Annotated in this window: 11 protein-coding genes; 3 read left to right on the top strand and 8 right to left on the bottom strand. The window is 72.1% G+C overall.

From position 1 onward, the window contains the following. The 4 genes from BM339_RS45080 to BM339_RS45065 form a co-directional block, all read right to left on the bottom strand. The coding region (locus BM339_RS45080) for a branched-chain amino acid ABC transporter permease (RefSeq protein ID WP_083598554.1) at positions 1 to 610 on the bottom strand (610 nt) is incomplete at its 3' end. 11 nt (positions 611 to 621) lie between these two features. Continuing rightward, positions 622 to 1,860: an ABC transporter substrate-binding protein gene (locus BM339_RS45075; protein ID WP_075024821.1), complete on the bottom strand. Its 1,239-nt coding sequence runs from the start codon at positions 1,858 to 1,860 to the stop codon at positions 622 to 624. Positions 1,861 to 1,897: 37 nt separating this feature from the next. Then, positions 1,898 to 2,599, bottom strand: coding sequence for an ABC transporter ATP-binding protein (locus BM339_RS45070; protein ID WP_021593799.1), 702 nt, complete (start codon positions 2,597 to 2,599; stop codon positions 1,898 to 1,900). Beyond that, positions 2,586 to 3,434, bottom strand: coding sequence for an ABC transporter ATP-binding protein (locus tag BM339_RS45065; RefSeq protein ID WP_083598553.1), 849 nt, complete (start codon positions 3,432 to 3,434; stop codon positions 2,586 to 2,588). Before BM339_RS45065 ends, BM339_RS45070 begins: the two co-directional genes overlap by 14 nt. A gap of 354 nt (positions 3,435 to 3,788) precedes the next feature. Between BM339_RS45065 and BM339_RS45060 the strand changes: the two genes are divergently transcribed. Next, positions 3,789 to 5,174, top strand: a complete 1,386-nt coding sequence (locus BM339_RS45060) for a tannase/feruloyl esterase family alpha/beta hydrolase (protein WP_075024820.1) — start codon at positions 3,789 to 3,791, stop codon at positions 5,172 to 5,174. Between the two features lie 50 nt (positions 5,175 to 5,224). On the opposite strand, the gene BM339_RS45055 is transcribed toward BM339_RS45060, so the two are convergent. Then, entirely contained in the window at positions 5,225 to 6,169 is a 945-nt protein-coding gene (locus tag BM339_RS45055; protein ID WP_075024819.1) for a LysR family transcriptional regulator, read from the bottom strand. Between the two features lie 132 nt (positions 6,170 to 6,301). Here BM339_RS45055 and BM339_RS45050 point away from each other — a divergent pair, with 132 nt between their 5' ends. Both BM339_RS45050 and BM339_RS45045 read left to right on the top strand, forming a co-directional pair. Further along, complete coding sequence (locus BM339_RS45050) at positions 6,302 to 7,489, top strand: CaiB/BaiF CoA transferase family protein (RefSeq protein WP_021593795.1); 1,188 nt, start codon at positions 6,302 to 6,304, stop codon at positions 7,487 to 7,489. Positions 7,490 to 7,506: 17 nt separating this feature from the next. Next, on the top strand, positions 7,507 to 8,904 hold the full coding sequence (locus BM339_RS45045; protein WP_075024818.1) for an SLC13 family permease: 1,398 nt from the start codon (positions 7,507 to 7,509) through the stop codon (positions 8,902 to 8,904). A gap of 46 nt (positions 8,905 to 8,950) precedes the next feature. Here BM339_RS45045 and BM339_RS45040 read toward each other — a convergent pair whose 3' ends face one another. The 3 genes from BM339_RS45040 to BM339_RS45030 all read right to left on the bottom strand — a co-directional run bounded on the left by BM339_RS45040 (position 8,951) and on the right by BM339_RS45030 (position 11,490). Then, complete coding sequence (locus BM339_RS45040; protein ID WP_021593793.1) at positions 8,951 to 9,877, bottom strand: RNA polymerase sigma-70 factor; 927 nt, start codon at positions 9,875 to 9,877, stop codon at positions 8,951 to 8,953. 70 nt (positions 9,878 to 9,947) lie between these two features. Next, positions 9,948 to 10,673, bottom strand: a complete 726-nt coding sequence (locus BM339_RS45035) for an alpha/beta fold hydrolase (protein WP_021593792.1) — start codon at positions 10,671 to 10,673, stop codon at positions 9,948 to 9,950. A gap of 64 nt (positions 10,674 to 10,737) precedes the next feature. Further along, complete coding sequence (locus BM339_RS45030; RefSeq protein ID WP_021593791.1) at positions 10,738 to 11,490, bottom strand: SDR family oxidoreductase; 753 nt, start codon at positions 11,488 to 11,490, stop codon at positions 10,738 to 10,740. Positions 11,491 to 11,527 lie beyond the last annotated feature (37 nt).

Below are 11,527 nucleotides of genomic sequence, written 5' to 3'. Positions count from 1 at the left end.
ACACCCCCGCCAACGCCGCCAGCGCGATCCCGAACCCGAACACCGGCGTCACCCACCGCCCCACATCGATCCCCAGCGCCCTCGTCAGCTCCGGCCGCTCGGTCGACGCCCGCACGATCATCCCCACCCGGGTCCGGGTCAGCACCACCCACACCGCTGCGCACACCAGCACCGACACCCCCAGCACGAACACCTGATAGGCCGGATAGGTGAACAACCCCAGATTGAGCGTGCCGCCCAGCTGCGACGGACGCGGATACGGCTGGGAGTTCACCCCGTACTGCCGCTTCATCACATCCTGCAAAATCAGCGCCAGCCCGAAGGTGAACAGAAAGTTGTACAGCGGATCCAGCGGCGTCAACCGCCGCACGAACAGCCGTTCCACAATGATCCCGGCCACCCCGAGTAGGGGCGGGACCAGGATCAGGGAGACCCAGAAGTTCAACCCGAACGAATCCAGCGCGATGAACGCCCCGAACGCCCCCAGCATGTAGAACGCGCCATGCGCCAGGTTCACCACACCCAGCATCCCGAAAATCACGGCCAGACCGAGGGCGAGCAGGGCGTAGAACGCCCCACCCACCAACCCGTTGAACGCCTGCTGCAGCACGTCGCGCCCGCCTACAGCTTGCAGGACGGGTCGGGCTGCTGGAAGGCCTCCGCCGCCGGGATCGTCTTGATGATCTTCTCGTAGTCCCACTCCTCCTTGACCTCGCTCTTCGGCTTCACCTGCCCGAGGTACGCGTCGTGCAGCAGCAGGTGGTCCTGGGCGCGGATGGTGGCGTTGCGGGCGAACAAGTCGTCGAACTTGTATCCCTCTAGCTGCTTGACCACCTCGTCGGACTTGTCGGTGCCGCCGCGCTGCACGGCCTCCAGGTACTGCAGGGCGGCCGAGTAGTTGCCGGCCATGTTGGAGGTCGGCCGCACACCGACCTTGGCCTGGAACTTGTCGGCCCAGGCGCGGCTCCTGGCGTCGAGGTTCCAGTACCACATGTCGGTGTAGCGTGTGCCGGCCAGCGCGTCCGGTCCGAGCGAGTGGATGTCGCTGATGACCAGCAGCCCGACGGCGAGGCTGACGCCCTTGTCGCGCAGCTTGTACTCGTTGTACTGCTTCACCAGGTTGACCAGGTCACCGCCCGCCTGCATCGTCCCGAGCACCTGCGGCTTCGGCTTCAGACCCGGCGCCTTCAAAAGGAACGTGGAGAAGTTGTCGTTGGGGAACGGCGTCGGGTCGCTCTTCACGACGCTGCCGCCCGCGGCCTTGATGGCGGTCGAGAACGTCCTCTGCATGTCCTCGCCGAACGCGTAGTCCGGGTAGACGATGTACCAGTTCTTGCCGCCGTCCTTCGTCACCTCGGTACCCGTGCTGTGGGCCAGCATGTAGCTGTTGTAGCCGTAGTGGAAGGTGTACTTGTTGCACTGCTTGCCCTCCAGCTCCGTGCTGGCGGCACCGACGTCGATGAACACCTTCTTCTTGTTCTTGGCGATCGTGGCGACGGCGAACGCGGCCGAGGACGTCGGCACGTCCAGGATCACGTCGGCGTGCTGGCGGTCGTAGAGCTCCTGCGCCTTCGAGTTGGCGATCTCCGGCTTGTTCTGGTGGTCGGCGGAGAGCACCTCGATCTTGTCGGTGACCGCCTTGTCGCCGTACTTGGCCTTGAAGTCGGCGACGGCCATCTTCACCGCCTCGACCGACTTGCTGCCCGAGGTGTCGGCGTAGACGCCCGACGCGTCGTTCAGGACCGCCAGCACCACTCCGTCGTCACTGATCTTCCCTCCGCCGCCGCCCGGCCCGCCTCCGCACCCGGCCAGCAGCAGCCCCGCGGCCACCAGGCCGCCGCTCCACCCCTTGACTCTCATTCCGCGTCTCCTCTGATCTCCAAGAACTCGGCCGTGGTCAGATTCCGAGGTAGTCGAGCAGCTCGTGCTCTCGCTCGCGGACCTGGTCGCGGTCCAGCGACTCGACGATCCGCCCCTCGGCGAGCAGATAGTGACGGTCGGCGACGGTGGCGGCGAAGTGCACGTTCTGCTCGATGAGCAGGACGGTCACGCCCGCCTCCTTCACCTCACGGAGGATCTCTCCGATCCGCTGGACGATCAGCGGGGACAGGCCCTCGGTGGGCTCGTCGCACAGCAGCAGCCGGGCACCCGTCCGCAAAACCCGGGCCAGCGCGAGCATCTGCTGCTCACCGCCCGACAACTTCGTCCCGGGAAACCGCCGCCGCTCCCGCAGCATCGGGAACGTCTCGTACACGCGCTCCAGCGACCAGGGATCGGGGCCCATCACGGGCGGCAGCGTGAGGTTCTCCTCCACCGACAGCGACGCGAAGATGCCGCGATCGTCCGGGACGTAGCCGAGCCCGCGGCGGGCCAGCCCGTGCGGGGCGCGGCCGGTGATGTCGGCGCCGGACAGCGAGATCGTGCCCGCGATCCTGCCGTGGGCGCCGTGCAGGCCCATCAGGCAGCGCAGCAGCGTGGTCTTGCCCGCGCCGTTGCGGCCGACCAGCGTGACGATCTCGCCCTGGTCGACGTGCAGCGACACCTCGCGCAGGGCTTGGGCCTCGCCGTACCAGGCCGACAGTCCGTCAATGCGCAGCATTGGAGTCTCCCAGGTAGGCGGTGACGACCCGCGGGTCGTGGCGGATCTCCGCGTACGGACCCTCGATCAGCACCTTGCCGTGCTGAAGGACGGTCACCCGGTCGGCGAGACTCGCCACCACGTTCATGTTGTGCTCGACCAGCACCACCGTGCGGCCGGCGCGGATCTTCCGGACGAGCTCGATGGTGCGGTCGACGTCCTCGACGCCCATGCCCGCGGTCGGCTCGTCGAGCAGCAGCACCTTCGGGTCCAGGGCCAGGGCGAGCGCCAGCTCCAGCGCCCGCTTGCTCCCGTACGACAGCGAGCCCGCCGGGACGTCGCCCTGCCCGGACAGCCCCGCCTCGTCGAGCAGTTCCCCGGCGCGCGCGGCGAAGCGGCTGAGCGCCTTGTCCGAACGCCAGAACCGCCAGCCGAGGCCGGTCGGGCTCGCCAGCGCCAGCTCCAGGTGCCGGCGCGGGGTCAGCTCGGCGAACAGGCTGGTGATCTGGAACGAGCGCGCCACCCCCAGCCGGGTGATCGACTCCGGGCTGCGCCCGGCCAGCTCGTGCCCGTCCAGCCGGACGCTGCCCGCGCTCGGCTTCAGGAACCCGGTGAGCAGGTTGAACAGCGTCGTCTTGCCCGCGCCGTTCGGGCCCACCAGCGCGTGCACGCTGCCCTCGGCCACGTCCAGGTCGACCTCGTCCACGGCACGGAAACCGCGGAACTCCCGGACCAGCCCCCGCGCCGTCAGGACGGGGACCGCCCCGTCATGGGCGACACCATCCTGAGCGGCCCCGCCCGGAGCGGCGCCTTCCGGAGCGGCACCCTGCCCGCCCTCCGTGGGACCACCTCCCATGCGCCCTCCTCACGCGTCATGGCGTGACCCGGGCCACACCGGGGACGCCGTGACCGTGAACGCTAGGCGGCGGCCGGGGGGTGAACCAGGTGACCTGGACACACATTCGGGCGGCCTGATATGAGGCGGCGCACACCGCGCGCTCGATCGGCGGGAGAAAAGGCGTCCTGGCTGGGCGTTCCCGGAGGTCCGGCGGGCACCCGGCGGCGGCTTCATGGACGGAGCCACCACAGGATTCCGGTGAACAGTGTGCTCGCCGACGTGGCTCGCCCCGCCGCCCGTCGTTCAGCATGGCAGTCCACGGGTCTGACCGACTGACCGACGAAGCCCGTTCCCACCCCCAGGGAGCCGCTCATGCCGTTACTCCGCAGATCCCCCGTTCTCCCGGCCCTGCTGGGGTCGCTGCTGGCGGTTCCGCTGGCCGTCGCGGTGCCGTCCGCCCACGCGGACGCCCGCTGCGCCCACATGAACCGGGTGCGCGTCCCCGGCGCGGTGCATCAGGTCGCCGCCTGCCTGGACGACCTGACCACCGCCGGCACGGTCGCCTCGGGCCACACCGACAAGTCCGACTGGGAGGGATTGCACTCGGCGGCCACCCGGAACCCGAGCGGAGTGCCGGGGATCCAGATCGACGGGTACTTCCGCGACGACTCCTCGTTCAACACCACCCACGGTTGGAACCACGACTCCCAGTTCGTGATCCGCCTTCCGAAGCGGTGGAACGGCGGGCTGGTGGTGTCCGGGGCGCCGGGGACCCGCCGCCAGTACGCCAACGACTTCACCATCTCCGACTGGGTGCTGTCGAAGGGGTACGCCTTCGCCTCGACCGACAAGGGCAGCAACGGCAACCAGTTCTACCGGGACGGCAAGCGGCCGGGGGACGCCGTCGCGGAGTGGTACCGGCGGATGATCCAGGTCACCGTGGCCGCCAAGGCGACGGTGGCCCGCCACTACGGCAGGCGCCTGACCAGGACGTACGCCGCGGGCATCTCCAACGGCGGCCAGATGGTGCGCTGGGCCCTGGAGAACCACCCCGAGCTCTACGACGGCGGGGTGGACTCCGAAGGCACGTACTGGCCGCGCGACAACGGGAACAACGCGCTGGTCTACCTGCCGGAGGCGCTGCGCAACTACCCCGCCTACGCGGCGACGGGCGACCCGATCGCGCACGCCGCGATGCTGAAGGCCGGCTTCGCCCCCGGCTCGGAGTTCCTGTGGGACTTCAACTACCGCTTCATCTGGGACAACACGCAGCGCATCTACCGTGAGGAGGTCGACCCGGCCTACGACGGCGACCTGGAGGCGGGCATCCCGTACTGCGAGAGCGGCACGCCGAACTGCGACACCGACTACCGCTACTACTCGCGCCCGAGGAGCGTCCACCGGACGGTGGCGCGGCTGGGCATGACCGGCCGCATCGGCAAACCGATGATCACGGTGCAGGGCACGCTGGACACCCTGCTTCCGATCAAGGTCCACGGCGACGCCTACGCCCGGAAGATCCGTGCGCAGGGCCGGGGCGGGCTGCACCGCTACTACCGGATCGAGGGCGCGTCCCATCTCGACCTCGAATACGACCTGTTCCCCGGCAGGATGCGGCCGCTGCTCCCCTGCATGCGGACGGCCTTCGAGGCCCTCGAACGCTGGGTGGGCCCGGGTGGCGGTCAGGCGCCCCCGCCCAGCGCCACCATCCCCCGCCAGACCTCCGGCGACGTGGTCAACACCTGCGCCATCGGCTGACCGGAGCGCGGGAGAACGCGCCCGGCGGGCCGCCGGGACCCGGTGGCCCGTCAGGGTACGCGGTCCGGCCGGACGGGGCCGTCCCCCCGCCCTTCCTCCCGTGGCGGGGACTCCCGTCCGGCCAGCCCGTCGGCCTCGGCGCGGATGAGCCGGCGGACGATCAGGGCGGACCGCGACGGCCGCCCGTCCCGCCGCTGCGTCAGGCACAGCTGGACGGGCGGCGCGTCGCGCACGGGGAGCCAGACCAGCTCGGTGATGTCCGCCGACGTGTCGAAGCGGGCGAGGATGCCGAGCCCGGCCCCCCGGCCGACCATCACCTTCACGGTGCGCGCCGACATGGCCTGGACGACGACGTCGGGATCGGCCATGTGCCGGTGCAGCATCTCCCACAGGACCGTGCCCGCGCGCATGGTGACGATGGGCCAGGTCTCCAGGTCGCGCCAGTGGACGTGGTCGCGTCCGGCCAGCGGGTGGTCGGTCCGCACCCAGACCCCGACGGCGGCGGACACGAGCGGGATCCGGCGCAGCCCCGGGGCGGCCGGGCTCACCGGCGTGGTGACCACCCCGAAGTCCAGCGTCCCGTCGAGCACCGCGGCCTCGATGGCGGCCGAGGCGCCCTCGTGGACGGTGAACCGCAGCCCCGGGTGCCGCTCCCGCAGCCGGCCGACCACCGGCGCGATGATCGTCTCCGCGGTCACCGAGACGCCGCCGATCCGGACCCGGCCGTGGTAGGCGGCGCCGGACTCCATGGCCGACTCGCGCACCGCGTCCTCGGCCGCCACGAGCCGTCCGAGCGGCTCGATCAGGGCCTGGCCGGCCGCCGTCGGACGCACGCCGTGCCTGCTGCGGGTGAGCAGGACGACGTCGAGCTCCTCCTCCAGCAACGCGATCTGCTGCCCGATGGTGGGCTGGCTCACGCCGCACCGCGCCGCCGCCGCGCGCAGCGACCCGGTCTCGATCGCGGCGAGGAAGTACCGCGCCCGCTCCACCCGCACCGGGCCACTATAAAGGTAAAAGCTTTCACCCGTGAGCTCTGATCACGTCTTCCCCGCAGCCCAGCGACAGGGCATGTTGACGTAAGCCCGATCTCCGGGCCGGCGATGCCGCCGACGTGAAAGGAATCCCCAGTGCCCGACGGTCCGCTGAGCGGAGTGCGCGTCCTGGACGTCTCGACGATCCTGGCCGGCCCCCTGGCGTCCTCGCTGCTCGGCGAGTTCGGCGCCGAGGTGATCAAGATCGAGCATCCCGCCGACGGCGACCCGGCGCGCCGGTACCCGCCGCTGGAGGACGGCGAGTCGGCGGCCTGGTCGATGCTGGCGCGCGCCAAGCGGAGCGTCACGATCGACCTGCACCACGCCGAGGCCGCCGCCCTCGTCGGCCGGCTGGCCGCGTCCGCGGACATCGTGGTGACCAACTTCCGCCCGGCGACGCTGCGGCGGTTCCGCATCGACTTCGACGACCTCCGGGCGTACCGGCCCGACCTGGTCATGGTGCACGTGAGCGCGTTCGGGCGCACCGGCCCCTACGCCGACCGCCCCGGCTTCGCCCGCGTCGCGGAGGCCTTCGCGGGCCTGACCTACCGCACGGGCGACCCGGAGCGGCCGCCGGTCTTCGCCGGATACCCGGTGGCCGACGGCGTCACCGGCATCTACGCCGCGTTCGCGGCCATGCTCGCGCTGCGCCAGCGGGACCTCACCGGCGAGGCCCAGCTCGCCGACATCCCCCTCTACGAGCCGCTGCTGCGGATGATGGAGGACTTCGTCGTCGAGTACGGCGCGACCGGGGAGAACCGCGAGCGCCAGGGCAACCAGAACCCCCACATCAGCCCCAACAGCCTCTACCGGACCCGCGACGGCCGGTGGCTGGCCCTGCCCGCCTCGACCGAGCAGATGTGGCGCCGGCTGATCAAGGTCATGGACGCCGCGGACCTCGCCGTCCACGACACCATGACCGCCCGGCTGGAGCACCGCGAGGAGATCGAGGCGCGGGTCGCCGCCTTCGTCGCGGCCCACGACCTCGACCCGCTGATGGCGCTGCTCGACGACGCCGGGGTGGCCGCCGGACCGGTGAACTCGGCGGCGGACATCTGCGCCGACCCGCACATCCGCGCCCGCGGGTCGGTGGTGGAGGTACGGGACGAGCGCACCGGGCGCCGGCACCTCATGCAGGCGCCGGCCGGCCGCTTCTCCGGCTTCGGCGGCACGATCGGCCGCACGGCGCCGGCCCTCGGCGAGCACACCGCCGAGGTACTGCGAGACCTCGCCGGGCTCGGGGACCCGGAGATCGACGACCTGCGCCACCGCGGCGTGGTCTGACCGAGAAAGAACCGCCCATGAGCATGGCAACCCTGTCCATCATCATCCTGGTCGCCCTCTTCGCGGCGACCCTGATCCCCGCGTTCGACCTCGGGCTGGGCGCCCTCGCGGCCGCGTTCCTGATCGGCCTCGCCGCCGATGTCGCCACCGACGACGTGACGGGCTTCTTCCCGGCCGACTTCTTCGTGCTGATCGTCGGGGTGACGGCACTGTTCGCCGTCGCGCATCTGAACGGGACCCTCGACTGGCTGCTCGACCTGCTGCTGCGGCTGGTCCGCGGCCGGCTGGTGCTGATCGTGCTGGTCCCGTTCGTGATCGGCGCGGTGCTCACCGCGGTCGGCACCCTGCCGGCCGCGGCGACCGCCATCGTCTCGCCGATCGCGCTCGGCTTCGCCGCGCGCTACCGGATCTCGCCGCTGATCGCGGCCGTCCTCGGCGTCACCGGGATCATCAGCGGGCTGCTCTCGCCGCTCGCCGTCTACGGCGTCACGGCGCGCGAGCTGAGCGAGAAGCAGGGCCTCGGGCTGCCCGGCTCGGCACCGGTGACCTTCCTGCTCGGCGGCCTGGTCACCGGGCTGGTCGTGTGCACGGCCCTGCTGATCGTCGGCACCCGGACGGGCGCCGTCCCGCCCGGCCGCATCTCCGGCGCGCCCCGTCCCGCCACCCCGGAGGGCCCCGCACCGGACGACCTCGCCCCGGACGACCCCGCACCGGGCGGCGGCGGATCCGGCGGCGGCGGATCGGAGGCTCCGGGGGCGGCGCCGGTCTCCACCGCCAAGGGCGGGACGGCGACGGTCGTCTCCACCCCGCCGGCGGAGACGGCCGATCAGCCCCCCGGCGTCCGCGCCCTCACGATCGGCGCCCTGCTCGCGGTCGTCGTCCTCTCCGTCGGCTGGGACATGCACGTCGGCTACCTCGGCGTCACCGCGGCGCTGCTCCTGCAGCTGGCGTTCCGGCTGCCGTCCGGCGAGATCGTCTCCCGGATTCCGTGGAACGTGGTGCTGCTGATCGGCGGGCTGCTGACCTACGTCGGCCTGATGCAGCACCTGGGCGCGTTCAAGCAGATCAGCGACATGCTCAGGGTGGACGGCTCGCCCCTGCTCAGCCTGCTGGTGCTCTGCTACATCGCCGGGGTCACCTCGTTCGCCGCCAGCTCCATCGCGGTGTTCGTGACCACGATGCCGCTGCTGCCGCCGCTGGTCGCAGACGGCGTCTCCCCGGTCGGCGGGGTCCTCGCGCTCGCGCTGGCATCGGTGCTGGTCGACATCAACCCGCTCGGCATCACCGGCGGCCTGATCCTCGGAGCCGCCGAACCCTCGGCGCGGCCCCGGCTGTTCCGCCAGCTGCTCATCTACGGCCTCGTCTCGATCCCCATCGCGCCGTTCCTCACCTGGCTCGCCTTCGGCTGGTGGTGAGCGCCGGGGCCCGCGGCGCCGGCGCCGCGGGCCCCGGCCGGCCGGCTCACCCGGCGGACGCCGCCGTGATCTTGGCGGGATTCATCATCCACAGGACCCGGTCGATGCGCGGGCCGGAGGCGTCGACGGCGAGGACGGTGAACAGCTCGCCCTCCCGGTGGAGCAGGGCGGCCTCCTGCCCGTTCACGTGGGCCCACTGGACGTCGACCCCGTCCCAGAACCGGTCCGCGAAGGCCCGGACGTACTTGGCGACGCGGAACGCCCCCACCACGGGGAAGCGCGAGGCCCGGACGGCGCCGCCGCCGTCGGAGTAGCTGATCACGTCCGCCGCGAGGATCGCCTCCAGGGCGGTGAGGTCCCCGGTGCGGGCGGCGGCGACGAAGGCGGTCAGCAGCCGCCGCCGCTCGGCCCCGGTCACCGGGGCCCGCCGCTCGGACCGCAGGTGCTTGCGGGCCCGGCTGACGAGCTGCCGAACCGCGACGTCGCTGACCTGGACGATCTCGGCGATCTGCGGATAGGGGTAGTCGAACGCCTCCCGCAGGACGTAGGCCGCGCGCTCGGTGGGCGAGAGCTTCTCCAGAAGGAACAGGATCGCCAGGCTGAGGGCCTCCCCGCGCTCGGCGCCGAGGTGCGGGTCGGCGCCGGTGTCGACGGGTTCGGGCAGCCAGGGGCCGACATAGGTCTCGCGGCGGACCCGCGCCGACCGCAGCACGTTGATCGCGAGCCGGGTGGTCGCCGTCGCAAGGAACGCGGCGGGCTCGGCCACGGTGCCGCGGTCGGTGGTCTGCCAGCGCAGCCAGACGTCCTGCACCAGGTCCTCGGCCTCGGTGGCGCTGCCCAGCATCCGGTACGCGATGCCGAACAGGCGCGGCCGCACGCCGGCGAACACCGCCGCGGCCTCGCCGAGATCGTCCCGTTCCGCCGGCCCGATGCCCCCCACGATGATCCCCCCGTCTCGCTGGTAGCCGGACACCTCCGATCCTCTCCTACCCGCGAACGGCTCCCGGCAGGGCACCGGGCCCTCCCGGACGACGGCTCGGGGCTCAGCCTGCCTCGTCCCCGACGGCGTCGAGGATGCTCGCGACCACGGCGTCGGGCCGGGACACCGCGATCGCGTGCGAGCCGCCGGGGATCTCCCGGGTTCCGCGCGAGGAGGCGCGTTCGGCCATGAACCGCACCGCCGCCGCGGGGATGTTGAGGTCGCCCTCGCCGATGACGAACCACGACGGCCTGGTACTCCACGCCGGCTCGCTCGTGCCGAGCCCGTCGGTCAGCGCGCGCTCGGTGACCGGGCGCTGGGTCGACGCCATAAGGGCCGCCTCGCCGGCGTCCACATCGGCGCAGAACTGCCGGTGGTACTTGTCGTCGGCGATCCGGACCTCGTTGCCCCCCGTGGACACCGGGTACGCGACCAGCGCGCTCGCCAGGGTGCTGCCCTCGAACTTGCCGGACAGCAGCAGCGCGCTCTCGCCGGGGTCCGGGGCGAACGCCGCGACGTAGACCAGCGAGCGCACGGCCTCCAGGCCCGCCGCCGCCTCGGTGATCACCATGCCGCCGTAGGAGTGGCCGACGAGGACGACCGGCCGGCCGATGCCGTCGATCACGTCGCGCACGTAGGCGGCGTCCCCGGCCAGGCCGCGCAGCGGGTTGGCGACGGCGACGGCGGGCAGGCCGCGGTCGTGCAGGCCCGCGATGACGCGGTTCCAACTCGCCGACTCGGCGAAGGCCCCGTGGACCAGGACGACGGTGGGCCGTTCGGTGCTGCTCATGGCTTCTTCCCTTCGGTGTCGGTTCCGCCCGGACGTCGTCCGGGCGCCGTCCGGGCGGGCCGCGCTACCTGCCGGCGCCGCTCGCCAGCCAGTCGGCGTACTTGATCTCGCCGAGCGTCGCGCCGTCGCCCGGCACGAGGTCGCCCTCCCGCATCTCGGCGCCGAAGTAGTGCGCGTGCGGGTCGGTGACGATCCGGCGCGGGTCGTCCCACGCCGTCAGGGCGTCCCGGAAGAACTCGTCCATCCGGAACCGCTCGGGGCCGCCGATCTCGACCGCGCCGTTCAGCGGCGAGCCCACCGCCACCCTGCCGACGTTCTGGGCCACCTCGTCGCCCGCCATGGGCTGGAAGAGCACCGGCGGCATCCGCACCGCGTCGCCGTCCGTGGCCTCGTCCGCGATCCGGCGGGCGAACTCGAAGAACTGCGTCGCGTGCACGATCGAGAACGGGATCGGCGAGTCCTTGATCAGCTCCTCCTGGGCGACCTTCGCCCGGAAGTAGCCGATGTCGGGCCGCCGCCCGGTGCCGACCACCGACAGCGCGACGTGGTGGCCGACCCCGGCCGCCTCCTCCGCGGCCAGCAGGTTGCCGGTCGAGGTCTCGAAGAACTCCAGCACCGCGGCGTCCTCGAAGGACGGCGAGTTGGACACGTCGATCACCACCGACGCGCCGTCCAGCGCCCCGGCCAGCCCCTCGCCGGTGAGCGCGTTGACGCCGGTGTTCGGCGCGGCCGCGACCGCCTCGTGGCCGTGCTCGCCGAGCCGCGCCACGAGCTTGGAGCCGATCATGCCGGTACCGCCGATGACCACGATCTTCATGAGAGACCTCCCGTCCGCCGGGGGCCTCCGTCGCCGC

The organism is Actinomadura madurae (assembly GCF_900115095.1).
GTDB classification, from domain to species: domain Bacteria; phylum Actinomycetota; class Actinomycetes; order Streptosporangiales; family Streptosporangiaceae; genus Spirillospora; species Spirillospora madurae.
This window is presented reverse-complemented; position numbering and strand designations above follow the sequence as displayed.

What these genes read in the sequence shown, in the direction of transcription:
- BM339_RS45065 (WP_083598553.1), bottom strand. Translation starts at nt 3,434, where the DNA reads ATGGGAGGTGGTCCCACGGAGGGCGGGCAGGGTGCCGCTCCGGAAGGC.
- BM339_RS45030 (WP_021593791.1), bottom strand. Translation starts at nt 11,490, where the DNA reads ATGAAGATCGTGGTCATCGGCGGTACCGGCATGATCGGCTCCAAGCTC.
- BM339_RS45075 (WP_075024821.1), bottom strand. Translation starts at nt 1,860, where the DNA reads ATGAGAGTCAAGGGGTGGAGCGGCGGCCTGGTGGCCGCGGGGCTGCTG.
- BM339_RS45045 (WP_075024818.1), top strand. Translation starts at nt 7,507, where the DNA reads ATGAGCATGGCAACCCTGTCCATCATCATCCTGGTCGCCCTCTTCGCG.
- BM339_RS45070 (WP_021593799.1), bottom strand. Translation starts at nt 2,599, where the DNA reads ATGCTGCGCATTGACGGACTGTCGGCCTGGTACGGCGAGGCCCAAGCC.
- BM339_RS45060 (WP_075024820.1), top strand. Translation starts at nt 3,789, where the DNA reads ATGCCGTTACTCCGCAGATCCCCCGTTCTCCCGGCCCTGCTGGGGTCG.
- BM339_RS45035 (WP_021593792.1), bottom strand. Translation starts at nt 10,673, where the DNA reads ATGAGCAGCACCGAACGGCCCACCGTCGTCCTGGTCCACGGGGCCTTC.